Source organism: Kocuria himachalensis, assembly GCF_054784195.1.
The window spans coordinates 21,567-47,663 of the sequence record NZ_BAAGPL010000004.1 but is presented as its reverse complement, the minus strand read 5'-3'; the positions used below and the strand labels follow the sequence as shown (position 1 = coordinate 47,663).

General features: G+C 69.1%; 28 protein-coding genes. 12 read left to right on the top strand and 16 right to left on the bottom strand.

Translation table 11 applies throughout. The features are described from left to right. Nucleotides 1–46: 46 nt before the first annotated feature. On the top strand, nucleotides 47–607 hold the full coding sequence (locus ACYVM4_RS03185; RefSeq protein ID WP_460667648.1) for a DUF2269 domain-containing protein: 561 nt from the start codon (nucleotides 47–49) through the stop codon (nucleotides 605–607). A 51-nt stretch (nucleotides 608–658) separates the two neighbouring features. Here ACYVM4_RS03185 and ACYVM4_RS03180 read toward each other — a convergent pair whose 3' ends face one another. The 5 genes from ACYVM4_RS03180 to ACYVM4_RS03160 form a co-directional block, all read right to left on the bottom strand. Further along, nucleotides 659–1,339 (bottom strand): DUF305 domain-containing protein, encoded by a 681-nt coding sequence (locus tag ACYVM4_RS03180; protein WP_460667647.1) that lies wholly within the window; start codon nucleotides 1,337–1,339, stop codon nucleotides 659–661. A 38-nt stretch (nucleotides 1,340–1,377) separates the two neighbouring features. Continuing rightward, nucleotides 1,378–3,408 carry a copper-translocating P-type ATPase gene (locus tag ACYVM4_RS03175; protein WP_460667692.1) on the bottom strand — a complete coding sequence of 677 codons (2,031 nt, stop codon included), beginning with the start codon at nucleotides 3,406–3,408 and terminating at the stop codon, nucleotides 1,378–1,380. A 274-nt stretch (nucleotides 3,409–3,682) separates the two neighbouring features. Next, entirely contained in the window at nucleotides 3,683–4,015 is a 333-nt protein-coding gene (locus ACYVM4_RS03170; RefSeq protein ID WP_460667646.1) for a heavy-metal-associated domain-containing protein, read from the bottom strand. Between the two features lie 97 nt (nucleotides 4,016–4,112). Continuing rightward, nucleotides 4,113–5,246: a HAMP domain-containing sensor histidine kinase gene (locus tag ACYVM4_RS03165; protein WP_460667645.1), complete on the bottom strand. Its 1,134-nt coding sequence runs from the start codon at nucleotides 5,244–5,246 to the stop codon at nucleotides 4,113–4,115. Further along, a complete protein-coding gene (locus ACYVM4_RS03160) occupies nucleotides 5,243–5,944 on the bottom strand; it encodes a response regulator transcription factor (protein WP_460667644.1) in 702 nt (233 codons plus the stop codon). The genes ACYVM4_RS03165 and ACYVM4_RS03160 overlap by 4 nt, the downstream gene beginning before the upstream one ends. Nucleotides 5,945–6,102: 158 nt before the next feature. Here ACYVM4_RS03160 and ACYVM4_RS03155 point away from each other — a divergent pair, with 158 nt between their 5' ends. Both ACYVM4_RS03155 and ACYVM4_RS03150 read left to right on the top strand, forming a co-directional pair. After that, nucleotides 6,103–6,978, top strand: a complete 876-nt coding sequence (locus ACYVM4_RS03155) for a F510_1955 family glycosylhydrolase (RefSeq protein WP_460667643.1) — start codon at nucleotides 6,103–6,105, stop codon at nucleotides 6,976–6,978. Between the two features lie 293 nt (nucleotides 6,979–7,271). After that, a complete protein-coding gene (locus tag ACYVM4_RS03150) occupies nucleotides 7,272–8,072 on the top strand; it encodes a hypothetical protein (protein WP_460667642.1) in 801 nt (266 codons plus the stop codon). A 359-nt stretch (nucleotides 8,073–8,431) separates the two neighbouring features. Here the strand turns inward: ACYVM4_RS03150 and ACYVM4_RS03145 are convergent, their stop codons facing one another. The 3 genes from ACYVM4_RS03145 to sigK form a co-directional block, all read right to left on the bottom strand. After that, a complete protein-coding gene (locus ACYVM4_RS03145; RefSeq protein ID WP_460667641.1) occupies nucleotides 8,432–8,704 on the bottom strand; it encodes a hypothetical protein in 273 nt (90 codons plus the stop codon). Nucleotides 8,705–8,827: 123 nt separating this feature from the next. Further along, nucleotides 8,828–9,691 (bottom strand): anti-sigma factor, encoded by an 864-nt coding sequence (locus tag ACYVM4_RS03140; RefSeq protein ID WP_460667640.1) that lies wholly within the window; start codon nucleotides 9,689–9,691, stop codon nucleotides 8,828–8,830. After that, nucleotides 9,688–10,353, bottom strand: a complete 666-nt coding sequence (gene sigK / locus ACYVM4_RS03135; protein ID WP_460667639.1) for an ECF RNA polymerase sigma factor SigK — start codon at nucleotides 10,351–10,353, stop codon at nucleotides 9,688–9,690. Before sigK ends, ACYVM4_RS03140 begins: the two co-directional genes overlap by 4 nt. Before the next feature lie 689 nt (nucleotides 10,354–11,042). On the opposite strand from sigK, the gene ACYVM4_RS03130 reads away from it, so the two are divergent. Both ACYVM4_RS03130 and ACYVM4_RS03125 read left to right on the top strand, forming a co-directional pair. Then, complete coding sequence (locus ACYVM4_RS03130) at nucleotides 11,043–11,822, top strand: hypothetical protein (RefSeq protein ID WP_460667638.1); 780 nt, start codon at nucleotides 11,043–11,045, stop codon at nucleotides 11,820–11,822. A 179-nt stretch (nucleotides 11,823–12,001) separates the two neighbouring features. Then, nucleotides 12,002–12,559: a class F sortase gene (locus ACYVM4_RS03125; protein WP_460667637.1), complete on the top strand. Its 558-nt coding sequence runs from the start codon at nucleotides 12,002–12,004 to the stop codon at nucleotides 12,557–12,559. A 270-nt stretch (nucleotides 12,560–12,829) separates the two neighbouring features. Here the strand turns inward: ACYVM4_RS03125 and ACYVM4_RS03120 are convergent, their stop codons facing one another. Further along, nucleotides 12,830–13,072: a hypothetical protein gene (locus ACYVM4_RS03120; protein ID WP_460667636.1), complete on the bottom strand. Its 243-nt coding sequence runs from the start codon at nucleotides 13,070–13,072 to the stop codon at nucleotides 12,830–12,832. 301 nt (nucleotides 13,073–13,373) lie between these two features. Between ACYVM4_RS03120 and ACYVM4_RS03115 the strand changes: the two genes are divergently transcribed. The 3 genes from ACYVM4_RS03115 to ACYVM4_RS03105 all read left to right on the top strand — a co-directional run bounded on the left by ACYVM4_RS03115 (nucleotide 13,374) and on the right by ACYVM4_RS03105 (nucleotide 15,609). Then, nucleotides 13,374–14,204, top strand: a complete 831-nt coding sequence (locus tag ACYVM4_RS03115) for a cupredoxin domain-containing protein (protein WP_460667635.1) — start codon at nucleotides 13,374–13,376, stop codon at nucleotides 14,202–14,204. 53 nt (nucleotides 14,205–14,257) lie between these two features. Further along, on the top strand, nucleotides 14,258–14,704 hold the full coding sequence (locus ACYVM4_RS03110) for a hypothetical protein (RefSeq protein ID WP_460667634.1): 447 nt from the start codon (nucleotides 14,258–14,260) through the stop codon (nucleotides 14,702–14,704). 266 nt (nucleotides 14,705–14,970) lie between these two features. Next, on the top strand, nucleotides 14,971–15,609 hold the full coding sequence (locus tag ACYVM4_RS03105; protein WP_460667633.1) for a vitamin K epoxide reductase family protein: 639 nt from the start codon (nucleotides 14,971–14,973) through the stop codon (nucleotides 15,607–15,609). Nucleotides 15,610–15,946: 337 nt separating this feature from the next. Here ACYVM4_RS03105 and ACYVM4_RS03100 read toward each other — a convergent pair whose 3' ends face one another. The 5 genes from ACYVM4_RS03100 to ACYVM4_RS03080 all read right to left on the bottom strand — a co-directional run bounded on the left by ACYVM4_RS03100 (nucleotide 15,947) and on the right by ACYVM4_RS03080 (nucleotide 21,189). Beyond that, entirely contained in the window at nucleotides 15,947–16,786 is an 840-nt protein-coding gene (locus tag ACYVM4_RS03100; protein WP_460667632.1) for a hypothetical protein, read from the bottom strand. A gap of 297 nt (nucleotides 16,787–17,083) precedes the next feature. Then, nucleotides 17,084–17,665, bottom strand: a complete 582-nt coding sequence (locus tag ACYVM4_RS03095) for a hypothetical protein (RefSeq protein WP_460667631.1) — start codon at nucleotides 17,663–17,665, stop codon at nucleotides 17,084–17,086. A gap of 740 nt (nucleotides 17,666–18,405) precedes the next feature. Beyond that, complete coding sequence (locus tag ACYVM4_RS03090; RefSeq protein ID WP_460667630.1) at nucleotides 18,406–19,233, bottom strand: DUF2382 domain-containing protein; 828 nt, start codon at nucleotides 19,231–19,233, stop codon at nucleotides 18,406–18,408. 615 nt (nucleotides 19,234–19,848) lie between these two features. Beyond that, nucleotides 19,849–20,109, bottom strand: a complete 261-nt coding sequence (locus ACYVM4_RS03085; protein ID WP_460667629.1) for a hypothetical protein — start codon at nucleotides 20,107–20,109, stop codon at nucleotides 19,849–19,851. Nucleotides 20,110–20,376: 267 nt separating this feature from the next. Further along, a complete protein-coding gene (locus ACYVM4_RS03080; RefSeq protein WP_460667628.1) occupies nucleotides 20,377–21,189 on the bottom strand; it encodes a GAF and ANTAR domain-containing protein in 813 nt (270 codons plus the stop codon). A 488-nt stretch (nucleotides 21,190–21,677) separates the two neighbouring features. Here ACYVM4_RS03080 and ppk2 point away from each other — a divergent pair, with 488 nt between their 5' ends. Continuing rightward, nucleotides 21,678–22,589 carry a polyphosphate kinase 2 gene (gene ppk2, locus ACYVM4_RS03075; protein WP_460667627.1) on the top strand — a complete coding sequence of 304 codons (912 nt, stop codon included), beginning with the start codon at nucleotides 21,678–21,680 and terminating at the stop codon, nucleotides 22,587–22,589. A gap of 384 nt (nucleotides 22,590–22,973) precedes the next feature. Here the strand turns inward: ppk2 and ACYVM4_RS03070 are convergent, their stop codons facing one another. Beyond that, nucleotides 22,974–23,231 (bottom strand): hypothetical protein, encoded by a 258-nt coding sequence (locus tag ACYVM4_RS03070; protein WP_460667626.1) that lies wholly within the window; start codon nucleotides 23,229–23,231, stop codon nucleotides 22,974–22,976. Between the two features lie 216 nt (nucleotides 23,232–23,447). Continuing rightward, nucleotides 23,448–23,693: a hypothetical protein gene (locus ACYVM4_RS03065; RefSeq protein ID WP_460667625.1), complete on the bottom strand. Its 246-nt coding sequence runs from the start codon at nucleotides 23,691–23,693 to the stop codon at nucleotides 23,448–23,450. Nucleotides 23,694–24,107: 414 nt separating this feature from the next. Here ACYVM4_RS03065 and ACYVM4_RS03060 point away from each other — a divergent pair, with 414 nt between their 5' ends. From ACYVM4_RS03060 to ACYVM4_RS03050, 3 genes are all read left to right on the top strand, one after another. Continuing rightward, a complete protein-coding gene (locus ACYVM4_RS03060) occupies nucleotides 24,108–24,785 on the top strand; it encodes a PepSY domain-containing protein (RefSeq protein ID WP_460667624.1) in 678 nt (225 codons plus the stop codon). Nucleotides 24,786–24,861: 76 nt separating this feature from the next. Continuing rightward, entirely contained in the window at nucleotides 24,862–25,059 is a 198-nt protein-coding gene (locus tag ACYVM4_RS03055) for a hypothetical protein (protein WP_460667623.1), read from the top strand. 318 nt (nucleotides 25,060–25,377) lie between these two features. Next, a complete protein-coding gene (locus tag ACYVM4_RS03050; RefSeq protein ID WP_460667622.1) occupies nucleotides 25,378–26,001 on the top strand; it encodes a hypothetical protein in 624 nt (207 codons plus the stop codon). Nucleotides 26,002–26,097: the final 96 nt, after the last annotated feature.

Below are 26,097 nucleotides of genomic sequence, written 5' to 3'. Positions count from 1 at the left end.
CGGGTTCTGGTGCCCAGGTACTGGCCCAGGTTTACCCCGGGTGGTCATGACCCTGTCACGGGGATGGCGCCAGGCGGCGCTGACCGCCCACGTGGTGTCCTCGGTCGGCTGGCTCGGGGCGGTGCTGGTCTTCTTGGCCATGGCGCTGATCGGGCTGTCCAGCCCCGACGTGCTGACCGTGCGGGGGGCTTATCTGCTCATGGAACAGGCCGGGTGGTTCATGCTGGTGCCCTTGGCGGTGGCCTCCCTGGCCACGGGGATCGTCCAGTCCTTGGGCACCCCTTGGGGGTTGTTCCGCCACTACTGGGTGATCTTCAAACTGGGCATCACCGTCGTGGCCACCGCCGTCCTGCTGGCATACCTGCAGACCTTCGCACTCATGGCGCAGACGGCGGCCGATCCCGGGGCAGAGCTGGAGGTAGTGCGAAACTCTTCCCCGGTGCTTCACGCCGGAGCTGCCGCACTGGTGTTGCTCGCGGCCACGGTCCTGGGGGTGTGCAAACCGCGGGGCGCGACCCGCCACGGGCAACGCCAGCAACAGATGACTCGGCGGGCCGGCACCAGGCCCCGATCCGCAGCATCGAACCGGGGCCTGACCCTCGAGTGATTCTGACCTGCCCTTCAGTGCAAGTCGCTGCCCGCCCAAGAGGTGGAGGAATCAGCTCTGGAGCTGGGCGAGCAGGGTCTCCATCTCGGCGATCTCTGCCTCTTGGTCCTCGATCACCTTCTGGGCCATCTCGATGGCCTGGGGGTTCTCACCGTCGGCGACTTCGGTTTGGGCCATATCGATGGCCCCGCGGTGGTGGGTGGTCATCATGGTCAGGTACATCTCGGCGGCCTCGGTGCCCTCGGCGGCCTCCAGCTCCTGCATCTGCTCGTCGGTCATCATGCCGTCCATGCCCGCACCGGACTCGGAGCCGTGGTCCATGCCCTCCATGCCCGCGGACTCCATCGAGGTGGGCTCGCCCCAGGTCTCGAGCATGGTCTTGAGCTGGTCGATCTCCGGGCCCTGGGCGGCGACAACCTTGTTGGCCAGCTCCTCGATGTCGGGATCGAGATCGCTCTTGGCGAGCATCACCTCGCTCATCTGAACGGCTTGCTCGTGGTGGGGAATCATCATCTGGGCGAACATCGTGTCCGCGTCATTGTGCTCCTCCGTGACCGCCTGGGCGGAGCCGGAGGGGGCAGTCGTAGCGGTGTCCGTGCTCCCGGCGCCGGCGGCCGCGGACGTGGCGGCCTCGGGGGCCTCCCCTGTGCTCTCCTCGCCGCTGGTGCCGCAGCCGGCCAGGGCCAGGGTGGAGGCCAGGGCGAGGGTGGTGAGGGTGGTGGAACGCTTCACGATATGTCCTTACTCGTTGTGGATCGGGTAGTTGGGGGTCAGTGGGTTGTTGCTGTCGCGGACGCCTGAGTGCTGGCAGCACGGCGGTCGTCCATGCTGGTGACGGCCAGGTGCGCCGGGTCCAAGTCGAGACGGCGCAGCAGCTGGGCGTTGAGGGCCACCACGATCGTGGACACCGACATCAGCACCGCCCCGACGGCCGGGGACAGCACGATCCCGGCTGTGGCAAGGACACCGGCGGCCAGGGGCACGGCGATGAGGTTGTAGCCGGTGGCCCAGGCGAGGTTCTGCAGCATTTTGCGGTAGCTGGCCCGGGAGAGGTCGATCATCGACAGCACGGCCCGGGGGTCGTTGCCGGCCAGCACCACGCCGGCGGATTCCATGGCCACGTCGGTGCCGGCCCCGATGGCGATGCCCACTTCGGCCCGGGCCAGGGCGGGTGCGTCGTTGACGCCGTCGCCGACCATCGCGACCGTCATCCCCCGGGACTGGAGCTCGAGGACCTTGGTGTCCTTGTCCTGGGGCAAGACCTCGGCGAAGACCTCGTCGATGCCCAGATCGGCCCCGACGGCCTCGGCGACCTGGCGGGCGTCGCCGGTGATCATCGCGACCCGCACACCGCGTTCCTGTAGGGCCCGGACCGCCGCGCGGGACTCGGGGCGCACCCGGTCCTCCAGGGCCAGGGCGCCGATGATCTGCCCGTCACGCACCACGTGCAGGACCCCGGCACCCCGGTCGGTCCAGGACCGGGTGGCGGCGGTGATCGTGGCCGGGGTGGACAGGCCGAGCTCGCGCAGCATGTTCGGTCCGCCCACGACGACCTCGGTCCCGTCCACGGTCGCGCGCACGCCACGGCCGGTGGCCGATCGGAAGCCGGTGCCGCGCAGTCCCAGCCGGGTGGCTTCGGGGTGGGTAGCCGCGGCGGTGACGATGGCCCGGGCGACGGGATGCTCGCTGTCGGCCTCCGCGGCCGCCGCGACGGCCAGCAGCTCGGCCTCCGAGACCCCCTCAGTCGCGACGGCGCCGGTGACGGCGTGGGCGCCTTCGGTCAGCGTGCCGGTCTTGTCGAAGAGCACCACATCGATGGTGCGCATCCGCTCCAGCGCCATCCGGTTCTTGATCAGCACCCCGGCCTTCGCGGCGCGTTCGGTGGAGATCGCGATGACCAGCGGAATGGCCAGCCCCAAGGCGTGCGGGCAGGCGATCACCAGCACGGTCACGGTGCGTACCACCGCATCGTCAGGCTGGCCCAGCAGGGTCCAGGCGATGGCGGTGAGAATGCCGGCGGTGAGGGCGAACCAGAACAGCCAGGCGGCGGCCCGGTCGGCCAACGCCTGGGCGCGGGAGGAGGAGGCCTGGGCGTCGGCGACCATGCGCTGGATCCCGGCCAGGGCCGTGTCGGACCCGACGGCCTCCACCCGTACGCGCACCGTGTTGTCGGTGGCGACGGTGCCCGCCACGACCGTCTCGCCCACCGTGCGCGAGACCGCCTGGGACTCCCCGGTGATCATGGACTCGTCGAACTCGGCCGATCCGTCGGTGATGGTTCCGTCCGCCGGGACACGGGCCCCGGAGCGGACGAGGACGACGTCGCCCACGGCCAGCTCGGCAATCGCAACGGTCACGGCCTCACCGTCGAGGACTTTTTCGGCCTCATCGGGTAGCAGGGCGGCCAGGGCGTCCAGGGCGGAAGACGCCGCCCCGAGAGCGCGCATCTCCATCCAGTGGCCCAGCAGCATGATGACCACCAGCAGCGCCAGCTCCCACCAGAAGTCCAGGTCGAAGCCGCCGATCCCCAGGGTGGTGACCCAGGACGCGACGAAGGCCACGCTGATGGCCATGCTGATCAGCAACATCATCCCCGGCTGGCGGGACTTCAGCTCGGTGAGCCCGCCCTTGAGGAACGGCATCCCGCCGTAGAAGAAAATGATCGTGCCCAGCACCGGGGCGATCCACGCCGAGCCGGGGAACTGCGGGGCGTGGTAGCCCAGCAGGTGCCCGACCATGGGACTGAAGTACACGACGGGGATGGACAGGGCCAGGGAGAGCCAGAACTTGTTCTTGAACATCGCCGTGGAGTGCCCGGCGTGCTCCCCGTGGGCGTGGACCATGTGGTCCTCATCGAGGCCCGAGTGGGCGTGGCCGGAGGGCATGGCCTGCCCGTGGGTGTCGGCATCGGCGTGGTGCCCGTGGCTGTTGTGATCCAAGGGCTGCTCAATCCCGTGGCCGGTGTGCTCGCGGCCCGGGGCGGCGGGGCGGGGGTGGTCGTGGTGGTGCGGGGCGCTCATGATGTGCTCCTTCCGCGTAAGCCCCCTAGGGGGCCAAGGTGATGATCGGGGCTCGTCAGGCGCTGACGAGGGTGTAGCCGGCTTCCTCCACGGCCGCGCGGACCGTCGCCGTGGACAGCGGGCGGTCAGCCGTGACGGTGACGGTAGAGGTGCCACCGGCGACCAGGTCGACGTGCACATCGCTCACCCCGTCCACGGCGGTGAGCTCCTCAGTGACACTCTTCGCGCAGTGGCCGCACGTCATGCCCTCCACCCGGTAGACCGTGGCGGTCCCGGTCGAGGGAGCCGTCTCAGCGGTGGGGGCGGTCTGGTCGGGGGCCGGGGTGGGGGCGCAGCAGGCGCAGCCGGTGGGGGCCATCGGCAGCGGAACGCGGGTCTCGGAAGTCATCTGTTGCTCCTTCGATCGGATCGTTCGGCAGAGGCAGGAACTGCCTGTGCTCACCTCAGGTATATACCCCCTAGGGGTATAGCGCAAGGGGGTGTGGTCATGCGCTGGTCCTGGCCGGCCGTGAGCTGTGCCCAGGCAACTCCACGGTGAAGATCGCCCCCTGACCGGGGCCGGGAGAGGTGGCGGTCAAGGTCCCGCCGTGGGCCTCGACCAGGGCCTTGGAGATGGTCAGCCCGATCCCGGAGCCGCCGTGGTCGCGGTCGCGGGCGGTGTCCCCGCGCCAGAAGCGTTCGAACACCTGGGGCAGGTGCTCGCCCGGAATGCCGTCGCCGGTGTCGGCCACGACCAGGGTGAGGCGGCGGGGTCCGTGGGTGGTGGCCCGCACGGTCACGGTGCCTCCGGGTGGGGTGTGGCGCAGGGCGTTGGTGAGCAGGTTGCCCAAGACCTGGCCCATGCGTTGCCGGTCCACCTCCACGATTCCCGCGTCGTGATCGGCGTCCACGGTGAGGTTCACACCCTTGGCGGCGTAGGCCTCCCGGTGGGCCTCGACGGCAGCGCGGACCAGCTCACCCACGGGGTGTTCGGTGCGGTCCAGGTCGATCCGTCCCTCTTCGGCGCGGGAGACGTCGTTGATGTCCTCGACCAGCCGGGTCAGCCGGCCCAGCTGGTCGGTCATGAGCTCACCGGTGGCCTCGTCCCAGTGGGTGACCCCGTCCTGGAGGGCCTCGAGATAGACAGCCAGCACCGAGATCGGGGTGCGCATCTCGTGGACCAGGTCCGAGAGCATCCGCCGACGGGTGTCCTCGGTGCGCTCGAGCCGGGCAGCCATGGTGTTGAACGAGGAGGCCAGGGCGTCCACCTCAGCACCAGCACCCATGGCCGGGACCCGGGTGTCGTAGCGGCCACGGGCCATGCCCTGGGCCGCCTCGGTGAGCCGTTCCAAAGGGGCCCGGAGGCGACGGGAGCACCAGGCGCTGACCACCAGCGCGCAGATCAGGGCGGTGCCCAGAGCCACCCCGAGGGTGATGAGGTTGGTGTCGCGGTAGGCCTGCTCCACGTGCAGCAGCTCCGGGGAGCTCTCCGCATGCCCGGCCATGATCAGGTGCTCGTGGAAGATCGGCGGGCCGGCCACGGAGGCCACTACGACCGCGGCGGCCAGGCTGGCGGCGACCACCAGCAACTGGGCGGCCAGGAAGCGGGAGGCCAGGCCGCGTTCGTGCCGGGGGCTCATCGGGTCACCATCCGGTAGCCGACCCCGCGCACGGTGTCGATGTAGGCGCTCGGGTCATCACTGAGTTTCCGGCGCAGGTGCCCGATGTGCACATCCACCAGCCGCTCATCACCCACCCAGGCCGGGTCCCACACGGTGTCGATGAGCTGACGGCGGGACAACGCCTGGTGCGCCCGGGCCGACAGGGCCGCCAGCAGGTCGAACTCGGTGCGGGTCAACCCCACCGGGCTCCCGCCCACGCGGGCCTCGTGGGCGGTGAGGTCCACGGTCAGCTCCCCGAACACCCGGGCCGGCTGCGGCGGCACGACCGTGGTCCGAGGACGGCGCAGCACCGCGGCCACCCGGGCGACGAGCTCGCGCACACTGAAGGGCTTGGTGATGTAGTCATCAGCCCCGGCCGCCAACCCGGCCAGCTTGTCCTCCTCGTCCCCGCGGGCGGTGAGCATCAGCACGTAGCACTCGGAGAACCCCCGAATCCTGCGGCACACCTCGATCCCGTCCAACCCCGGCAACCCCAGATCCAGCACCACCACATCAGGAGTCTGAGCGCGGGCGGCCTCTACGGCGTCAGGCCCGGTGTGGGCGATGGCCACGTCATAGCCGGCGCGGCTGAGATAGGTGGCGACCATCAGGGCCAGCGGCTTCTCATCGTCGACCACCAGCACCCGCCCGGCCACCGCATCGATGCCAGGATTCATGACCTCAGTGTCCCCCTCGACCCGAACCGCAATCGTGCCGAAGACCGGGTAGGGGAGGAATCTTCGTCAAACCTTCAAGGAAAACGCCGCGGGGCCCTTCCCGCCCGATCGACAATGGTGGATGGTCCTCGCAGCATGGTGCGAGACGGAAAGGACCCATGAACCCCCTGACCCGTAGAACCCTGCTCATCGGCGGGATCGGCCTGTTCGGCACCGGCGCCCTGGCGGCGTGCTCCTCCCCGGCACCGACCCCGGCCCCGGCCGGAGCGAGCAGCGCCGGCACGGCGATCACCCACGTGCACGCCATCACCCGCGACACGGTGACCGGGGGCGGAGCAGGGGCCGGGATGATCCTGCTGGCCACCCACGAAGGCCTGTTCCGCCTCCAGGACCGGGAACTGACCCAGGTGGGTCCGGTCGTGGACCTGATGGGCTTCACCGTCACGCCCGAGGGCCGCTATCTGGCCTCAGGTCACCCCGGCACCGGCACCGATCTGCCCGAACCGGTCGGTTTGATCGAATCCACCGATCAGGGCGAAACCTGGCAGGTGCTCTCCCGGGGCGGGGAATCGGACTTCCACACCCTGGCCGCCGGTCCGAACGGGGTGCTCGGCTTCGACGGGCAGCTGCGCGCCAGCTCCGACGGGCGCACCTGGAACACCGTCGAGATCCCTTCCGCACCGGCCGCCCTGGCGATCGCCCCGAGCACAGGCGCGATCCTGGCCACCACTGAGGACGGGGTCATGCGTTCCGACGACGGCGGGACCACCTGGGGCACCCTGGATACCCCACAATTGATGTCCCTGGTGGCCTGGGCCGACGACACCACCATCGTCGGTGCCGGGATCGACGGACGACTGCTCACCAGCACCGACGCCGGGAAGACCTGGACGGTCAGTGACCAGCCGATCGGGGAGAGCACCGCCCTGGCCTCCAGCATCACCGAGGACGGCACGCTCGAGTCCCTGATGGTGGTCGACGGGACCGTGCTGCGCACCACCGACGGCGGTAACACCACCGAGCAACTGCTCTGACCCGCCAGACCCCGCCCAGCCACCCTGCGGGAGCACCGATGAAATGAGGTCGCCTACGTTTCATGCCCGCCGTGCTGCTCACCTTCAACCACATAGGGAGACCTGATGGTGACCGGGTATGTCCAGGCGGTGCTCCAGGACTGGTGACCTCGGTCTGCGACCGGGTCAGCACAGCACGTCAGCCATTTTCTCGAAGTCTTTTCCCTAGTCACCCGTCCCCACGGGGGTCGGCTCCGAACACCTGATACGCACGCCGTCGACGTGCGACATCGGCTCAACGGAAGAAGCCTCCGATGAACACGAAGATGCGTTACCTTGCTGTCCCCACCCTGGCCCTGGGCGCCCTGGCCATGACCGCAACCCCAGCGATGGCAGCCCAGGACTCCTACCGGGCCACCCTGAACGAGATCAACGGCAGCGGCGGCTCCGGCAGCCTGTCCTTGGACGTGCACGGCAATCACGCCGCGGTGGACCTATGGGTCTCCGGTCTGGCCGAGACCTTCATGGACGGGCCCTACCCGCACGTCCAGCACATCCACTCCGACGAACAGGCCGCCGGGGAATGCCCCACCGGGATCGCCGACATCAACGCCGACGGAGTCATCTCCACCACCGAGGGCGCGCCCTCCTACGGCGGGATCGTCACCACGCTCACCACCAGCGGGGCCACCGGGCCCGAGGAAGGACTGAACCTGGCTCTGGCCGGGATGGGTGGCAGTTATCAGATCCAGCGCGACATCAAGCTCAACGCCGAGACCCGGGAGGCCTTGGAGGACGGGCGGGCCGTGGTGGTGGTCCACGGTCTGGACCCGGCCACGCTCTCGGCCGAGGCCCAAGCCGCGCCCAGCGACCTGGACCCGGCGCTGCCGTTGGCGGCGACCTCACCGGCGCTGTGCGGCAAGATCGTCGCCGAAGACGACGGGGACCGGGCCGGCCATGGACAGGAGCACCGGAAGGGCGACGGCCATGGGAAGCACCACGAGAACGTCTCCTGGTACTCCGACGGCGGGGGCTGGCACCAGCAGCACCAAGGAGGCGAGGACCACCAAAAGCACGGGCGCGACCACAAGCACCACAGCCACCAGCAGTGGTGATCCGGGCGGGCCGGGGGTGATCGATCTGCTCCGAGGGGCCGTGGCGATTGCCTCGCACCGCGGCCGGTGACGGCCCGTAATCCGGTCAGTGGCGGTGTGCCGCCTGCCCCGGTTCGAGTCGAGCACTGAGTTGCTGTGACGACGACGCCTCTCCTCCCCGAATCCACGGTGCCCCACCCGGTCAGCGGATGGGGCACCGTGGTGGTGAGCGGTGGAAGATCCATGCCCGGGCAGGGACATCCCGGGGCGCTAGAGGCTCCTGACCTGCCCCATGGCTTGCTTACCCGTGCTGGTGTGAAGTTCAGTGCAGCTTATCGAGAGGCTCCGACCATGCCGCTCGAACCCGGGGGAGGGGGTGCTCATGCGGGCACCCGGCGGGCGTCCAGGGCCTCGGCCACCAGCGTCAACCCCTCCATGCCGGGCAGTTTGGTGATGTGCCGGTCGATGGCCTCGATCTCCTTGCGTCCCTCCGGACCGGAGAACAGGTGCCGCAGGACGTGCTCCACCTCGGCCTCGGGGGAGACTCCGGACCCGACCGGCTGCCAGGCGGTGCGCAGAGCCAGGCGGGCCAGCTTCTGGGCGCGCGGGTTGTCCTGCAACCGGGCGCGGGCCTGGGTGGTGTAGAAGGCCATGTGCGGGTCAGCGAAGGCGGCCTCACAGCGAGCAGGTTTCCTCGAGGACATGCCGGGGCCCCGCCAATATGGCGTTGTGCGCCCGGTGCTGTTGAGCGAGGACGTGGTCTCCTCGGGGCGCTGTCAGATTTCGGTGGCGGCCAGGATCGGCAGGGTGGGGGCGGTGGAACCCCCGGCCGGCTCCACAGTCATGGCCACTGCTGCCGCATCGGCGACCTCGCCGTCCAGCCAGGTGCGGACCTGCCCCCCGGTGAAGTGCACGTCCGGGACCGGGGTGTCCTCCTGGATCAGCCACAGCTGGTACTCCCGCCCCTGCCCGGGGTCGGGCAGGTCGGTGGAGACGAACAGGGCGGTGTCCTGCTGCTGGGACACGAGCAGGGTGGCGGGCCGGCCCTCCACCTCGATCCGGTGGGTGGTCACATCAGGGGCGGCCAGCAGCCGGTTCTGGCGGTCCTGTTCCTGGGCGAGGAGCTGCTCTTGCTGCCGTTGCTCCGACTGCATGCCCAGGCCCCACCCGCCCAGGGCGATTCCGGGAACGAGCACGGCGGCCGCGGCGGCGGCCAGCAGGCGACGATAGCGGCGACGCCGATGGGCGTCCAGGGACACGACCTCGGCCCCAGGGTGGCCGATGGTGTTTCCGGGGAGGCCCTCATCTGTCGAATCGGTCCCCCGGCTCGTCCCCGGAGCTGCCGGTGCCGCTCCGCCCCCGGTGGGCGCTTCATCCGACAAGACAGGAAGGGGCCGGGTGTGGTGGATGGCGCCCAGCACGGCGGCTCGCAGAGCGGGCGGGGGATCCTGGGCCACCGTCTCGGCCAGGTGGGCGGTGACCTCGGCGTAGTCGGCCAGCTCCTGCTGGCACCGAGGGCACCCCGGAAGGTGGCGCTCAAAAGCGGCCTGTTCGGCCGGCTCCAGGGCGTCCACGGCGTAGAGGGCGGCCAGCTCGTGGACGGCGCCGGTGTCCATGTGGTGGCTGTGGGTGTCGTTCATGGTCGCACCCCCAATGCTGTGCGCAGTCGATACAGTCCATCGCGGATCCTGGCCTTGGCGGTGCCCAAGGGGATGCCGAGGCGGTGGGCCACCTCCTGATAGGTGCATCCCTGGTAATAGGCCAGTGACACGGCCTCACGCTGCAGCGGCGTCAGGGCCTCCAGGCCGGCCCGCACCTCGCGGGTCTCCATGTCCTGCTCGACCTCCTGCCAGGTTTCATCGGCCGGGGTTCCCGCACTTCGGTTCTCATAGGTCTGTTCCCGAGCCCGTTCCCGTGCCACCTGCCGGATCCGGTCCACCGCACGGCGATGGGCCAGGGTACACAACCACCCCAGCGCGGTCCCGCGCTCCGGGTCGAAGCGGGAGGCCTGCTGCCAGGCCATCAGATAGGCCTCCTGGAGGACCTCGGCGGCAATCTCCGGGGAGCGGGTCACCCGCAACGTCACCCCGTAAACCTTGGGCGCGGTGGCGTCGTAGAGGGCGGCGAAGGCGGCCTCGTCACCCTCGGCGCTGCGCCGCAGCAGTTCCGCATGATCGATCCCTGCATCCTCGCTGGAGGCCGCCGGCCCAGCAGGTGCGGGCTGGTCGTCAAGGTGAGAGCGGCTGGGCACATCGAGGGGCCGGTCCTGGCGATCTCCCCAGCCGGGGCGGGGCTCAGTCATCGGATCCCCCCGTCCATCCCGTCGACACCAAGGCCCCGTCGAAGAAGCAGACGGGGATATGCTCGGTGTGAACACTGCCACACCCCTACGGTGGTTCGCCATCGACGCCGCCCTCCGCGGCCCCTGCCCCAGAGGGGCTCTGCCGGACAGGCGCCCGGGCAGGGTCCGGCCGTGACGGCCGGAGACCACGGGCGGACGAGGATTCTTCACGGTGACTGTTCGCCACCGCCCACGCAACGGATGGGTGTGGCTCCGCCGACACCTTGGGGGACAGCCACCCAATCGTGAGATGCCCCAGGCCGACGGCGATGTCCCACCACAGGTCCTGAGCACGGATCGCGGCTGCCTTCGTCTCCAGGGACACCCGGAAACGTGGGGTCTTCCCTCCTGCTTGTCGAGAAAGCCTGCACCACCCAAGGTTCCCCTGCCCTTCTCACCTGGTGTGATGCCGGTTACACTCGTAAACGGCCCAGATGGTAAGAGGGCTGATGAGCTTGGAGTCGATCATCTGTGGGGTCCCTCCCACACCTCGCGATGACAGAGCCTGCGGGCATTTCCGCGGAATGACAGCGTCGCGGCGGAACTCTTTTCAAAGTTTTCCCCGGGTCACCCATCCGGGGGGGTGATCAGCTCCGAACCCCCCATGCACACACCCCGTGTGCACCCCCAGCACGATGAAGGAACCGATCATGAACACGAAGATGCGTCTGCTCGCCGTTCCCACCCTGGCCCTGAGCGCCCTGGCCCTCTCGGCGGCCCCCGCCATGGCCGCCGATCACGGCCATGACTCCTGGTCGACCCAGGCCACGCTGAACACCCTGAACAACTCCGGCACCACCGGTCAGGCCATGGTCGAGGTCCAGGGCAATCAGGCCACCGTCACGGTCGATGTCTCTGGTGCGGCCGAGACCTTCATGGACGGCCCGTTCCCGCACGCCCAGCACATCCACATCCAGGGCCAGGGCACCTGCCCCGGCCCCGAGGCCGACACCGACGGCGACGGGGTGGTCAACACCACCGAGGGCCACCCCTCCTACGGCATGATCGGCACCTCCCTGACCACCGAGGGCGACACCAGCCCCGACTCCGGGCTGGCCGTGGAGCGCTTCCCCGGCGGCAGTGCCTACTCCTACGAGCGGACCTTCGAGCTGGACGGGCCCACCACCGAGGCCCTCAAGAGCGGCACCGCGGTGATCGTGGTGCACGGCGTGGACCCGGCGAAGATGCCGGCTGCGGCCGCCGAGAAGATGTCGGATCTGGATCCGGCGCTGCCCGCGGCCGCGACCCTGCCGGCCGCCTGTGGCACCCTGACCGCCGCCCAGATGGGGGCGATGCCCGAGGGCGGGGCCGACACCGGGGTGGCGCAGGAGACCGGTTCCACCACCCAGACCGCGGCGCTCGGCGGCGGTATCCTGGCGGCCGCCGCCGGCGCCGCTTGGGCCCTGCGCCGGCGAGCCGCCCGCGCCTGAGCCCCGCCCAGCTGATCCCAGCTGAATCCGAGGCTCCGATTCCCGTGACGGAATCCCGATCCGGTCGCCGCGCAGACTTCACCACCTGCGCGGCGACCGCCGCCCTCTTGTTGCTCACCGGGTGCACCGGCGCCGCCAGCCCGGGAGTCGAGAGCACCAGCTCGGCCCCATCGGCCACGGTGAGCACCTCGGCTACCGAGGCCACCCCGTTGAGCACCCCGGCACCGACCGCCTCGAGCCCGACCCCGGCGGCCACTCCTGCGCCCGAACAACCACCGGTGCTGGCCGCCTCCGACCCGGTCTCCCTGACGATCCCCGCCACCGGCACCGAGTCCGAGCTGCTGCACCTGGGCCTGCGCGAGAACGGTTCGCTCGAGGTCCCACCGGAGGGACCCGGGTCCCCGGCCAGCTGGTACACCGACTCACCCACCCCCGGGGAACGCGGCCCCGCGGTGGTGCTGGGCCACGTCAACGCCACCGGCGGCGGCCCCGGGGTCTTCGCCGACCTGCGGCAGCTGACCCCCGGCGACCGGATCGAGGTGACCCGCCAGGACGGGACCACGGCGGTGTTCGCCGTCGACCGCGGCGAGCAGTACGGCAAGGACGACTTCCCCACCCTGGAGGTCTACGGCAACACGACCGGCTCCGAGCTGCGGCTGATCACCTGCGACGGCTACGACCCGGCCACCGGACAGTTCGACGACAACTACGTCGTCTACGCCACCCTCACCGCCTGACCGGAGGGTGGGTTCAAGCATCCGGGCCCTCGAACCCACCCGCCTGCCCAGAGGCATCCGGGCAAGCACCGCGCACCCTACTCCGGGACCGACCACCTGCTGCTCCCACCCTCTGGAACCACCACCGCGCCCCGAGATGGTGTCCGGGATCGGATCTTCCTCATCTGGACAGCGGGTCAAAGCCTCTTCCGCGAACTCTGCCTCCAGAGCAGGGGTGGTCCATCAGTGGGGCCACCGATGTCGGCGGCCCTCGCCCGCAAAGCGCGGGCACTACCCGGCCGTGGACGAGGTGCCGTCCGGGGTGATGGCGGTGAGGACATCGTTCCTGAGCCGGGCGAGGTCCACGGCCTCGCCCTCGGCCAAGCCGCGGGACCGGACCCAGTTCCGGGCCAGGGGCCGGAGCCGGTCGTGGCCACGATCGTTGTCGGCGTGGGTCGCCCCGACCCGTGCCTGGCCGTGGTGCCCGGTGTTGAGTCCGGTGAAGGAGATGACGGCCACTGGGGTGGAGGCCAAGCCCACCACCCCGTGAACGGCGACGATGGTGCGCCCGTGGAAGTGATCCCCGGGGCGTAGATCCCACCCGCGCCGGGCGCCCGTCGGCCCCCCGGGTGCGACGAGGTCGTCTCGGACCCGTCGCGGCACCGCCTCCTCGGCCTGCCGTGGACGCTCCTGCACGAGTTCTTGCGACATCATCACGGCTTTCCTCCACCGGCGCCCCCGGGAACCGTCCCGTCGTCGACGGGAACACCGGCTCTCCGGGGCTGCTTCCGTGGTGCCCGTAGCACTGGGGTCCACGGGTACCGGTCCTTCATCCATGGTTCGGAGCGAACCGGCCCGTGGACGGGTGTGTCTGCCGGGATCATCGCGTTGCCTGACCATCGCCGGGGACACCGGGGCGGGGCCCCGGAGCGCCCAACGGAAAGGGAAGCCGAGAACATCGCCGGACACACCCATCCGTTCCCACCACGGCAACGAACAACAGGTGCACGGGTCAGCACCACGACCCACCACACCTCAGCGATGCTTCGAGGCCGTTGCCCCGTCATCGGAGCAGCAGCGCGTGGAGCGCCCCGAGCCCCACAACCAACGTGGGACCGGTCGGATACACAGGACTGCTGTGCACAGGCCCCCGGATCCTCCGGGGCCCAAACCCGGGGCCATCGGCGCCCGCCCGTGTTCTTCGGAAGGAACAGTCATGAATCTCCAGCAGGCCGTGGTCATCGTCGCACTGGCAGGTGCTGCGGTCGGTCTCACCGGGTGCGGTGCCGAGAGTGGGCCGTCCGGGTCCGTGCCGAACACCCCCTCCTCGAGTGCCGCCTCCACCGCCGTGTCCTCCGCGTCGGCAACACCGGGATCTTCGGCATCTGAGGCCAGTTCTTCGGCACCTGCAACCGCGGAGGAGGTCGTGATCACGATCAGGGACTTCCAGTACGAGCTTCCCGACTCGGTCGCCCCCGGGGTTACGGTCACGGTGATCAACGAGGACGCCGCCCCGCACACCGTCACCGCCGCGAACGAAGGGGGTTTCGATGCCATCGCCGCAGCCGGTGAGACGGTCACCTTCACCGCCCCCGAGGTGCCAGGGGAGTATCCGATCATCTGCACCTACCACCCGCAGATGTCCGCTACGTTGGTCGTCCAATGACCCGGACAGCCGGGCCCACCCGCGCCGGCGCCGATGTGCATCACCGGGCCCTGATGCCCCTGTTGCGGGTGCTGATCGCGGCCGCCCTGGTGGTCACCGCCGTCATCCACCTGCAGCTGGCCCCCGGGTACCAGCAGGTGCCCCATGACGGGATCGGACAAGGCACCCTGTTCCAGGTGCAGGCCGTGGCTTCTGTTGCCGCGGCCCTCTATGTTTTGGTGCGGGGCACCCGGCCCGCACACCTGGTCGGGGCGGTCACGGCGCTGTCGGCATTGGCCGCGGTGCTGCTCACCCGGTACGTGCCTCTGCCGGCGATCGGCCCGCTCCCGTCGATGTACGAACCCGTCTGGTATCCCGTCAAGACGCTCTCCGCCGTGGCCGAAGGCCTCGCGGCAGCCCTGGCCTGTGTTGGGTACCTGCTCCTGAGCCGGGCCCGGGCGCACGCCCGCGACCAGCCGGGGCGCCGGGCTGTGTCCACGGAGCAGGCCTCCACCCCGTAGCCGGAACTCCCTCGAACAGCGATGGCCCGACGCGCCGTGGCCGGAGCGGCATGGGGAACCGGTGGGCCTTCCGGGAGCCTTGAGGGTCATCCGGCCGGTCAACGCCAGCTCCGCGTAAACGCCTTCTTCGTCAGGGTCTCTCTGTCATGGTCCCTTCGGTAGTCTCTGACCCGTGCGGGTCGTGACCTCACATCACCCACCACCTCGGCGCCCGTTCCGCTGACTGCGACACCACCGCCGGTCGAACCGTCATCAAGGAACTCACCATGACCGAATCCACCACCGTCGACCGCCCCCACGGCACCGCCTCCGAGTCGCACCTGCCGGTTCTCGCCCGCCACCGGCCCTTCGCCGTGCTGCTGCTGACCACCGGGGTGATCGGCTGGATCGCCTCCGCCGTGCTGGTGCTCGAGCGCTTGGCCCTGTATCGGGATCCGGGATATGTGACCAGTTGCGATATCAACCCGTGGGTGTCCTGCGGGCAGGTCATGGGTACCTGGCAGTCGGAGCTGTTCGGCTTCCCTAACCCGCTGCTCGGTGTCGTCGCTTTCGCCGTGGTCATCACCACCGCCATGGCGCTGCTGTCCGGGGCGAGGTTCGGGCGCTGGTACTGGGTCGGGTTGCAGGTCGGGGTCACCCTGGGTGCGGTGTTCGTGGTCTGGCTGTGGTCCCAGGCCCTGTTCTCGATCTATGTCCTGTGCCTGTACTGCCTGATCGTGTGGGCCGCGATGATTCCGCTGTTCCTGCTGCTCACCGTGCGCAACCTCGTCCACGGCATCATCCCCGCCCCGGCGGCCCTGGTGCGCTTCGCGTCCGAGTGGGCCTGGATGCTGGTGGCCCTCAGCTACGTCGCGGCGGCAGCCTCGGTGTTCTTCCGCTTCTTCACCGCCTTCACCGGCCTGTGAACAACACGATCCCAGCCGTGCTCCCACCTCGAAGTCCCCGGCGCAAACAGCCAGGCCAACGCGTCCGGGACGGGTACGTCCTCACCATTTATGGTGGCAATGCTGCAGCAGAACTTCCGTGATGACCCGTTGGTCAGGCGATTCGGGTGCCGCCACGGTGCGGGGCATTCGAGTCGTCGCGGAGACGACTCTTGGCACTGGTCGTCGTGGTCCTCGTGCTCACAGTGCCGGCGCCGAACCGTGGCCGTGTCTTTGGGGAGTGCATCGGTACGGCAACGGACAGCACCCCCCTGTTCCACGCTCCAGGCCTTGAGGTGGGGTTCCTGCCCGGGTGCGCTCAATGATCGGCGGGCAGGTGGCGTTGCAGCCACAGGGTCAGCCACATCTGCAACCGCAGTTCCTCCCAGGACGCGGCGTTGACGACCAGCGCGGCGGGCCCGTACCGGTGCACGGACTCGACGCCGTCGCGGTCGGTGAGCTCGGCGATCATCCGATCCACCAGGGACGAATGATCCTCGGCGATGTCGGCGCGCAAACCGACGTCGAAGCAATCCATCTCGGGCACGACGGTCACGTACGGTTCCTCGGCGGTGGCCGCCTCCGGGCCTTGCCCGCGCAACGCCGAGATCGTCCGCCGCACGTGCTCGATCATCTCGACCCCGCTCATCGGGTCACGGCCGTGGGCGGACTGGTAGGCGCTGTAGATCGGCAGACCGGGAAGGAAGACCTGGTGCGCGGCGCCGGCGAGCACCGGGCGGTGGAGCATCGGGAAGTCGTTGATGCGGTGATGACCGCTCTGCCAGTGCGCCGCGGGGACGGCGGTGGTGAGGACCTGCCCCAGGTAGGAGGCGAACCCGTCGACCAGTGCCAGGGATTCGGCCGGTGGGTGCGGGTCCACGAGCATCCCGTGCCGGGCCCAGCTGGGCCAACCGGGTCGGGTCGGGTCCTGGGTCAGTGATCTCGGATCGACCCCGAGCTCGGTGACCCGGTCGGTGATCCATTCCCACACCGGAACGACGGAGCCGACCGTCCCGTCGAGCATCTCCTCGGGGTTCAACCCGTGAGCGGCCATTCCCGTGCGCAGCTGCTGCAGGGCCGGGTCGCGCTCGGCCAGATACTCCTCCAGGGCTGCGGCGGCCTGGGTGATCGTCATCCACTCGTAGAGCAGCTCCGTCATGAACGTCACTGTACGTGTCCCGCTCACCACCCTCAGAGGTCGGCTGTCGGCGGTGGAGAGCTCAACACGCGGACCGCCGCTCACCGGCATGTGAACCAGGGCCATCCATGCCTCAACCGGGGCAGGGGGCACTGGCTGGGGTCGGCGTCTTGGCGGTCCGCGAAGCGTCGTTGTCACCGGCAGGGGCGGTGCACAGGGGCCGGCAGGGATAAGGGCCGATCGGGTGCAACACGGGGGTGGCTTCCTCCTGGCTGCTCCCCGTACGGGGCCACCGGCGTGCTGAGGGCGGTGTCGATCTTACGGGCGGGTCGTCGGCCGCTGTGCGGGGCGCCCGGACCGTTGCCGATTCAACTGTGCGGAGACCACCATGGCGCCGTGGCTGGCCAGGAGCCCGCCGGCCCACAGGGCTTGCCCGTCAAAGGCATCCCGGGCATCGGAGTACAGGCTCAGCCCGACCGTCGTCGCCGGATCCTCCAGTACAGGCAGCCGGTAGGCCAACAGGCTGGCCACCCCGAGTCGCTGGCTCACCCGGGTGCCGAATCGCGGCCACCGGGGCTCCTGGCGCAGGTTGGGAACCAGGTGGACGGTGCCCGCCAGTCCTGTCTCCACGCCCGGGCCCGAGCCGAGCTCGTACTGGAGGGCATCGGCTTGCTGAGCCACCGGGGCGGTGGCCACCAGCGTGCGGAACTGCCCTTCCCGCAGGACGGTGACACTGGCCCACCGGGCACCGGGGAGATAGTGCACAGCGGCCTGGGCCACCGCGGCCACCGCAGCGCCACCGGAGAGTGTGTGCAGGCGTTCGTTCAACCCGGTCAATACCCGGTTGATCTCGGTGAGTTGGGCTGAGGAGCTGCTCATCGGGAAGAGGGGACTGCTCATGAAGACCTCCAGAGGGTGCGAACGGTTCGGGGCCGCGTCAGGGGCGCCACCACCGGTGTCATGGGTCGGGTTCCCAGCTCCCCGCGCAGTGGAGGCAGCAATGGTGCGCCCGTGACGACATGTCCTCCGATCGAGGTGCCGTGCCGGGGGAGGGGCTGCCGACCCCCTGGCGGCGATGTCCCGCCTGCGGTGGTGCCGGTTCCGCCGCGGGAGTGCCTCACCGACGTGTTGTGAGAGCTCCCGAACACCAGTCGATGGCACGATGCCGAGTTTCCTCTCCGGCCGCTGGGGCCGGTGCCGGCCGTGGTGAAGGGCACCAGAACGTCAAGCTCTGCCCCGGTGGGGTGGACGGTACTTCCACTCATATCGACAGTTCGGAGCGAACGCCTGCGCGGATGGGTGGTTTCACCGAATGCTCGCCTGGGGCAGACAATTGCTTTACATAAGGCCCGGATAGCGGCCATCAAGTCAACTCAGTTGTCACCGATCGTGCGGTTGTCCCCTCGACCTACTTCCTGTGCATGGACGTGGGGGTGGCGCTGGGCCCGATGCTCATGGGGGCGCTGGTCCCCGCGGCCGGCTACCGGGGGATGTACGTGGCTGCCGCGGCGGTGGTCGCGCTGGGCCTGGTCTACTACGCGGCCGTGCCCGGCGGGTCGCGGGGTGAACCGCGTCCGGCACGACGACGGGGCCCCCGTCACCATGGAGGTGACGGGGGCCCCAGAGTCGATCGGGTGCGATCAGATGCGGTCGCGACGGTCGGTGTCGGTGTCGATCTCGACCTGCTCCTTGCGGACCTCGGCGTCGACGCGCTGGCTCTCCGTGACGGTCTCCTTCTCGAGCTCGATCTTCTCGACGCCCACGGTCTCCTTGGCCACCACGGCGCGCTCCTCGTGGAGGGTGACCTCCACAGTGTCCTCGCCGATGGTGCCGCCGGTGACCTCGGTGCCGTCGAGGGGAATGCGCTCGACCCGGACCTCCTCGCGCTGGACGGGGACGTCGACGGTCTCGTGCTCGGTCACGACGTACTTGCGCAGACGGGCGCGACCGGACTCCTCGCGCTGCTTGCCGACGCGCAGGCGCTCCTCGTGACGGATGACCTCGTTGTCGTCGAGATCAGCGCGAGCGGCGGTGTCGTGACGGTCCGCGGTGTCATCGGCGTACCGGTCATTGCGGGCGTAGCCGGCGGTTCCGGCCGCCGGAACGGCGTTGTGATCGGTCTCTGTGGCGTATCGGTCGTCACGGCCACCGGTGCCGGAGTAGTTCATCTGGTAGTAGCGGTAGATCTCCTCCTCCTCGGCCGGGGAGAGGTGCTGGTCCGCGTCCACGTTCGGGGCGTCCTTGACGACGTCCTTGGTGTAGGGCAGGACGAGGCGGCCGCCGTCCTGCTGGGCGCCGTCGGCGGGGACGAAGCTCTCCTTGGTGCCGAACAGACCGGTGTTGACGGTCACGAAGGTGACTTCCTCGGTGTTGTCGTCGAGGAAGACCTGCTCGATCTTGCCGATCTTGTTGCCGTCCGACCCGTAGGCGGTAGCGGAAAGCAGGGCGTTGACGTCGTAGGTGGCCATGAGATCTCCTTTGGGTAATTCGCGTGGCACGAACTCCTTGGCGGGAGTCCGGCGCAGACGGTGCCCGCCAGGGGGGGGCGGAGTGGTGCATTCAGCTGCCACTCTTCAGCTTACTGATAATCAGCCTGCTGATCAATGGCTTCACCGAGAGTGAAACCCCTGTGTGGCCAGGGGCGGTCCGTGCGGCCCCTCACCGCCGCGACCGATCCAGGACGGTGTCTTGGAGGTCGCCTCACAGGGGTGATACCCACCGGGGAACGCCTCCGCACCGTCATGGCTGGCGGCACGGAGGCGACAACCTCACCGCGGAGCAACGGCAGGCCCCCGGGGTGCTGGCACCGTCGTACCCGACCGTGCGATCACCCCGTACACCGACCACTGCGGCCAGCATAAGCATGAAGCATAGCGATAGTAAGCATGCTTGTCACTGTGCTCGCGGTCCCGTGCCCGGGATTCCTTCAGGCGAGCTGCGCCCTGTATCCGGAATGCGATCACTGCCTCAGGGCCGTCCGGACAACTCCTGATCGGACCGGCGACGGCGCGGACGCAGGCGAGTTCTCACCCTTCGCTTTACACATGGCCCGCTACCGGACACTGACGACGAAATGGGGTGGCTCAGTGCAGCAGGCGGGAGGCGAACTCGATCTGCAGCTCGTGCAGACGGTCGAGGGTGATCGGGTGTCGGCCGTCAGGGTCGGTGAGGTCCTCGAGTTCCAGTTGCCGGCAGATGCGGCTGTGCAGGACCTGGAGGTCGCCCAGGGGTAGTTCCAGCAGCTCGTCGGGGAACGGGTCGTCCGGGCCCAGCCGCAGGGCCCGTTCCAGAGTGCCCGAGGCGATCGTGGTGGGGGCGGGGTGGGTTTCTGCCGCGCCGCTCACGCGGTCACCGCCGGAACCCGGGTCGCCGGTGCCGGACGGTCAGCACCGGGGAGAAAGCGCGGGTGAGACCGGGTGGGGCCGGCGACCGAGGAGTATGCAGACCGCGTGGATGAGCACGAAGGCATGGGGGAGGATCTTTCGCTGAGCAGGATCAAGGGATCGGTCAGCTACTAGACCAACGTCGAGCATACTCACCGACCCCCAACCCGGGAAGCCCCTAGTCCGCTCGGGTCTGGGGCGGGGGACGGTGGCGGGAAGCGGGTCGTCTCAGCCGGTGCCGCGAGAGGCCCAGGGTGCTTCGGGGGCGTTGAAGTGCGTTGTGGGAGCCTGCCCGGTGGTGGACTGCACGAGTTCGGTGGCCAGTTCGCGGACTTTGATGCCGCGCCGCCCGGCGGCGGCGGTGAGGAGGTCGAAGGCTTCCTGCTGGGTGCAGTGCTGCTGGCCGATGAGGATGCCCACCGCCACGTCGATGGCGGTGCGTGAGGTCATCGCCGTGGCCAGGTCCGTCTCGGTGTCCTGATGCTTCGCCAGACGCAGGGCCAGGCGCAGCGCGGTGGAGGCGGCCACGACCTCCTGGGTGATCGCCGCGATCGCGTCCTCGTTGAAGGCGTCCGTGGTACCGGCGTAAACGTTCAGTGCCGCTTTGTCCGGGCCGGGCAGATCGAACGGGGCCGCCACGGCCGAGTGCACCCCCTGGGCGGTGGCGGCCTGCCCGTACTCCGGCCACGGCCCCTGGGCCAGGTCCGGGGCGTGGGTGATCAGTTGCTGGCGGGCGGCGGTCAGGCACGGGCCGTCGCCGTAGCCGTACTGGATCTCATCGAGCACCTCCGCCCGGGCGTTGCTGCTGGCGACCGTGGCGACGCGACCGTCGCGCAGCAGGGTCACCGCGCACCAGACCGCGGTGTGCTCGGAGGTCAGGTGGGCGGCCATGACCTGGGTGAACTCCTCCAGGAACTCCCGCAGGTCCGCGCTCTCTGCCAGGACCTCGTGCAGAGGCAGTGTCGTGGAGACCGAAGGGAAGGAAGGGATCGGGCGGTGAGCCACCGAGGAGGGATCAGTCGTGGAGGAAGGATCAGTCACGGAACGGTCCTTTCATCTGGCGCCGGCACCGGCGTCCTGGAAGAAGAGTAGTAAGGAAGAGATGGACGCATCTAGATCGCAGGAGACCGGCGAAAGGGCGACGGGCCCCGCGGCGTCTTGGGTGATTGCGGGTCGGTTTGAGGAGCTGTGAGCGTCCGTAGCTCGGTTTCAGCCCCGGCGTGCTCCTCAATATTCACATCATCCATCAGGGTGCTTACCAGTATGGTGGTCTGATACGGCTCAGATGCGCGGCAGCGAGGACAAGTCGGTGCCCGGGTGCACGCCGCCCACCGGTTGCCTTCAGCGTTGCTGGCGCCAGCCGTGGCTGGGCCGGATTGCCGGTGGCGACCCCACGGACGTACCCGCCGAGGGGCAGCGACAGTCGTTTCTCTGGCGGCCGTCCGAGGGTGCCCCGTCGCAGCCGGCGCCAGCCACCACACCGATCTGAAGTGCTTAGGGGGCCCTCCGGCCCGGGAGGAGATCGTCCAATGACCAACGCCATGGATCCGGCGCGGGAGAACCTGCGGGAGTTCATCGACAAGCTGATGGGCGAGGGCTACACCGTGCCGCACGGTAACGAGGAGGACCCGGAGCTGATCGACCCGGGGGGTTCGGCGGTGCAGACTTGGCGGGAGGACTATCCCCATGACGAGCTGATGAGTCGGGAGGAGTACGAGCTGGAGAAGTACCAGCTGCAGATCGAGCTGCTGAAGTTCCAGTACTGGGCCCAGGATCACGACCTGAAGCACGTCATCGTGTTCGAGGGCCGTGACGCGGCCGGCAAGGGCGGGACGATCAAGCGCTTCACCGAGCACCTGAATCCCCGGGCGGCCCGGGTGGTGGCTTTGACGAAGCCCTCGGACCGGGAGGCCGGGCAGTGGTACTTCCAGCGCTATATCCGCCACCTGCCCACGAACGGGGAGATCGTGATGTTCGACCGCTCCTGGTACAACCGCGCCAACGTCGAGCGCGTCATGGGCTTCTGCACGGACGCGGAGTACGAGCAGTTCATGGTCCAAGCCCCGGTGTTCGAGAAGATGCTCGTGGACTCCGGGATCCATCTGACCAAGTTCTGGTTCTCCGTCACCCAGCACGAGCAGCGCACCCGCTTCGCGATCCGCCAGCTCGACCCGGTGCGCCGGTGGAAGCTCTCCCCCATGGATTTGGCGTCCCTGGACCGGTGGGAGGACTACACGCAAGCCAAGGAGGAGATGTTCCTGGCCACCGACACCGACCACGCCCCGTGGATCACGGTGAAATCCAACGACAAGAAAAGGGCGAGACTCAACGCGATGCGGGTGTTCTTGACCCAGTTCGACTACGAGGACAAGGACGTCTCGGTGGTCTATCCTCCCGACGAGCTGCTCATCCGCCGCGGTCGCGATGCCGTGGGCGACTGACCCCGCCGGTCAGGCCTGAAGTTGGTGGTGGATCATCGGAGGGGAGCCAGAGACTTTCCCGCCTGACAGCACGGTTGGTGATCCGAGGTGGCTTCACCGTCCCGCAGTGCCACTGGGGCGGGCACTGATGCCCGGAGGGCGCGGCCGGCCCACCCGGTGACGGGTGTCGGTTCAGCGGCGCCGATCAGTGCGCTGGGCGTTGCCGCGGGTCTTCTTCTCCTGCCGGCGCTGCAGGACGCGGCTGATGATCACGGGGGCGATGGCGAAAAGGATCTTCTTCACGGGTTACCTCACTGGTGGTGATGGGAGCGGGATCGCCCCCACCGGGTCGCTTCTCCAGCGGCCCGGTGGGGTGGAGGGGGAGTGCTGGCCGTGGTCAGGGCTTCAGGAGTTCTGCGGCTTCACAGGGCTGTCTTCTTCTTCCTCCAGTACCGGCAGGTCCGTCTTGTCGTCCTCGGTCTTTGTCTGGGCGCTGGTGGTGGAATCCGAGTCCTGACCGTCGGTCAGGCGCTGCTCCACGGCCGCGTTGAACTGCGCCCCGCCGTCGGCGTCGACCAGGCCTCCCTGCTGATCCGTCGCGGCGCCCTCGGGGAGGTTCCCGGACTCGTCGAGGTCCTGCGGGGTGGTTCCTGAGGTGTTCATCGTGATCCTCTTCCTGTGCTCCAGCCTGGAGGTAAAGAGCGTGAGCGTGTCTGGTGGGTAAGTCGTGGTTCTTCTCTGGCCGAACCAGGGCTGGGCAGGGGAGGCGGGTGGCCTCCACGATTGTTCTGGTGGATTCTTGACCGCCGCGCCGAGCCGCGGGACAGCAGCCCTGCCCAGTGAACTGCTAAAGGGCAGGGCTGCTGGTCGCGGTGCTGGTCAGGAACCGTAGTTCTCGAAGATCAGGTCATCGGTGTTCTTGTCCAGTTGCATGGCGCTGCTGTGCTGGATCAGTCGTGCCACGGTGGAGGCCTCGCTGTCGGGCACCACGAGCAGGTATTCCTCCACGCCCTCGTCGAGGGTCAGCTCGAAGGTGTACGCCCCGGGCTGGCCCTCCCCGGTATTGCTGCGGATCACATCGACGCTGGTGACCCGTCGGATGTTCTTGCCCTGTCCTGCCGGCATGTGCTTCTCCTTCTCACGGCGCCACGGTGGTGGCGAGTTCGGATAGCTGTCGCTGCGGGCGACACCCCACTGAACGGATTCACCCCGACCACACCTGCCAGGACACGGCGCCTTCCCCGACGGACTGGGACCGCAGCACCTCACACACTACGTAATCGACAGCAAGCTGACTAGTGGTCGCTCGTGAAATGGGGCAGGGTCGCGGCCCAGCTGGTCCAGTGCCGTGGGCAGGTGCCTGGAGCGATCAACCACCACCCTGGCGACTGTCCCATGTGCCCCCTGGGGGGTTGCCTTCCAGACCCTGGAGGGGCCGTGGTCGTGCGGCCGGCACCTGCGCCGAGACGCTCTGACCTGGCCTTTTGCTCCCGATCCTCTCCTTGCGCGAGTGGGCGGTCCCCGCAACAATGATCATTTATGAAGCACACTGATAAAAACGTCCTGTCCCTGAGCGCCCTGGCCCTCTCCGCCCTCCTGCTGGCCGGTTGCGCCGACGGGGGCACTCAGGGTGGTGGTGAGGAGACCGCAGGCGGGGCCACCACGAGCGAGGCCACCACCGAGTCCACCGCCACCGCGGGTGAGAGCGCGACCGTGGACGAGAGCGCCTCGGCGTCCCCCTCGGGCACGGCGACCGAGGACGAGAGCGCCTCGGCGTCCCCCTCGGGGACGGCCGGGGTCGGGGTGGAGGCCGGTGCGGTGGCCGGGGCGATCGTGGCCGCGGAGGGGGCCGTGGCCGGTGGGCAGGTTTTCGAGATCGATCGCAAGGACGCCGGTGATGGCTGGGAGGTGAAGCTGGCCGTGGAGGACCGTGAGCAGGAAGTGGAGGTCTCCGCCGACGGGCAGGAGGTCACCCCGCAGGAGAGCGACGACGAGCTGGACCAGCAGGACCGGGAGAACCTCGCCCAGGTCCAGATCCCGCTGGAGGATGCCGTGCGCACCGCCCTCGAGGAGGTGGACGGCACCCTGGACGGCGCCCAGCTGGACACCGAGGACGGCACCACCGTGTGGGAGGTCGACATCGACGACGACCAGGGCACCTCGGTGGACGTGTACGTCAACGTCGACAACGGCTCCGTGCTCAAAGTCGACCGCTGAGCCCACCGGACCCACACCCGCAGAACTGACCCCGCAGAACTGATCCTGGAGAACCGACTCCGTGAAAGGACCCACCATGTATGACCCGCAGGCTCTGGCCGATGCCGAGACCCATCTGATCCACGTGCTCGAGACCTCGACCCCGCCGCGTGATGCCAGCGGGTTCAAGATCACCGAGGCCGCCCAGGACTACCACGACACCACCGGCGCCTGGGATCTGTCCAGCGCCGATCCCCGTGTGGTCGAGGACCTGCTGGCCCGCCACGCCAAGTAACTCCACCCCGGACTCGGGCTTGTCCTCCCCGTGTCCCCCCGCCGCTGTGGTGGGACACGGGGCGGAATTATGGAGGGGATGGGCGCAGAGGCCCAGGACGAATACAGGGGTGGCCACGAAGCACTGGCCGGGGCGCGCCCGGATGAGAGCGTCGCAACGGTGTCCGGCACGGCCGCAGCGGTGGACACCGGTGGATGGTCCAGGGAGGAAGCCACCTCATGCCTGCCAGGGCCACTGACCCGTCACGACCCTCCTCAGTACGAGGAACCCGCCACCCGAGACGGCACCAGAGCAACAGCCCAACGTGAGGACAACACCATGACAGATCGAGACGTTCCCGGATCGTCCACTCCCAAGGGTCGGCGCAACGAAGTGGTGGCCGCCGAGAAGGAGCAGTTCGGGGGCATGAAGTTCGGTTCGGCGTTCTTCGGCTGGCTCACCGCCACCGGCATGGCGGTGCTGCTCACCGCGCTGCTGTCAGCCATCGGGGCCGGGGTGGGGGTGGCCACCAACACCGATCCCGGGCAGGTCGCCCAGCAGGCCACCCAGGACGCGACCACGGTGGGGATCGTCAGCGGGATCGTGCTGGGCCTGATCCTGCTGATCGCCTACTTCTGCGGAGGCTACGTCGCCGGGCGCATGGCGCGTTTCGACGGGGCCAAGCAGGGCATCGCGGTGTGGCTGTGGGCCATTGTCATCGCCGTTCTCCTGGCGGTGCTCGGCGCGGTGGCCGGGTCCCAGTTCAACCTGTTGGGCCAGCTCAACGGCTTCCCCCGCATCCCCGTCGGAGAAGGCACCTTGACCACCGGGGGCATCATCGCCTTGGTCATCACCGCCCTGGTCCCGCTGGTCGGGGCGGTACTGGGCGGCATCGCCGGGATGCGCTTCCACCGCAAGGTCGACCAGGTCGGGATCAACCACCAGGCCGGTCTGGGCGACTGAGCCCCGTCCCTGCCGAACCACGGCTGCGCCCGGCACTGACTCCGCCTCGGTGCCGGGCGCAGCCGTGTCCAGGGACCAGGACGACAGGGGGGCGGG

Excerpts from the sequence above, each read along its gene's own strand:
- ACYVM4_RS03095 (WP_460667631.1), bottom strand. The coding sequence starts at position 17,665 with ATGAGCAGTCCCCTCTTCCCGATGAGCAGCTCCTCAGCCCAACTCACC.
- ACYVM4_RS03105 (WP_460667633.1), top strand. The coding sequence starts at position 14,971 with ATGACCGAATCCACCACCGTCGACCGCCCCCACGGCACCGCCTCCGAG.
- ACYVM4_RS03130 (WP_460667638.1), top strand. The coding sequence starts at position 11,043 with ATGAACACGAAGATGCGTCTGCTCGCCGTTCCCACCCTGGCCCTGAGC.
- ACYVM4_RS03090 (WP_460667630.1), bottom strand. The coding sequence starts at position 19,233 with ATGGCCACCTACGACGTCAACGCCCTGCTTTCCGCTACCGCCTACGGG.
- ACYVM4_RS03150 (WP_460667642.1), top strand. The coding sequence starts at position 7,272 with ATGAACACGAAGATGCGTTACCTTGCTGTCCCCACCCTGGCCCTGGGC.
- ACYVM4_RS03155 (WP_460667643.1), top strand. The coding sequence starts at position 6,103 with ATGAACCCCCTGACCCGTAGAACCCTGCTCATCGGCGGGATCGGCCTG.
- ACYVM4_RS03100 (WP_460667632.1), bottom strand. The coding sequence starts at position 16,786 with ATGACGGAGCTGCTCTACGAGTGGATGACGATCACCCAGGCCGCCGCA.
- ACYVM4_RS03140 (WP_460667640.1), bottom strand. The coding sequence starts at position 9,691 with ATGAACGACACCCACAGCCACCACATGGACACCGGCGCCGTCCACGAG.
- ACYVM4_RS03145 (WP_460667641.1), bottom strand. The coding sequence starts at position 8,704 with ATGGCCTTCTACACCACCCAGGCCCGCGCCCGGTTGCAGGACAACCCG.
- ACYVM4_RS03185 (WP_460667648.1), top strand. The coding sequence starts at position 47 with ATGACCCTGTCACGGGGATGGCGCCAGGCGGCGCTGACCGCCCACGTG.
- ACYVM4_RS03065 (WP_460667625.1), bottom strand. The coding sequence starts at position 23,693 with ATGCCGGCAGGACAGGGCAAGAACATCCGACGGGTCACCAGCGTCGAT.
- ACYVM4_RS03160 (WP_460667644.1), bottom strand. The coding sequence starts at position 5,944 with ATGAATCCTGGCATCGATGCGGTGGCCGGGCGGGTGCTGGTGGTCGAC.
- ACYVM4_RS03060 (WP_460667624.1), top strand. The coding sequence starts at position 24,108 with ATGAAGCACACTGATAAAAACGTCCTGTCCCTGAGCGCCCTGGCCCTC.
- ACYVM4_RS03050 (WP_460667622.1), top strand. The coding sequence starts at position 25,378 with ATGACAGATCGAGACGTTCCCGGATCGTCCACTCCCAAGGGTCGGCGC.
- ACYVM4_RS03115 (WP_460667635.1), top strand. The coding sequence starts at position 13,374 with ATGGTTCGGAGCGAACCGGCCCGTGGACGGGTGTGTCTGCCGGGATCA.
- ACYVM4_RS03055 (WP_460667623.1), top strand. The coding sequence starts at position 24,862 with ATGTATGACCCGCAGGCTCTGGCCGATGCCGAGACCCATCTGATCCAC.
- sigK (WP_460667639.1), bottom strand. The coding sequence starts at position 10,353 with ATGACTGAGCCCCGCCCCGGCTGGGGAGATCGCCAGGACCGGCCCCTC.
- ACYVM4_RS03165 (WP_460667645.1), bottom strand. The coding sequence starts at position 5,246 with ATGAGCCCCCGGCACGAACGCGGCCTGGCCTCCCGCTTCCTGGCCGCC.
- ACYVM4_RS03170 (WP_460667646.1), bottom strand. The coding sequence starts at position 4,015 with ATGACTTCCGAGACCCGCGTTCCGCTGCCGATGGCCCCCACCGGCTGC.
- ACYVM4_RS03175 (WP_460667692.1), bottom strand. The coding sequence starts at position 3,408 with ATGTTCAAGAACAAGTTCTGGCTCTCCCTGGCCCTGTCCATCCCCGTC.
- ACYVM4_RS03110 (WP_460667634.1), top strand. The coding sequence starts at position 14,258 with ATGCCCCTGTTGCGGGTGCTGATCGCGGCCGCCCTGGTGGTCACCGCC.
- ACYVM4_RS03070 (WP_460667626.1), bottom strand. The coding sequence starts at position 23,231 with ATGAACACCTCAGGAACCACCCCGCAGGACCTCGACGAGTCCGGGAAC.
- ppk2 (WP_460667627.1), top strand. The coding sequence starts at position 21,678 with ATGACCAACGCCATGGATCCGGCGCGGGAGAACCTGCGGGAGTTCATC.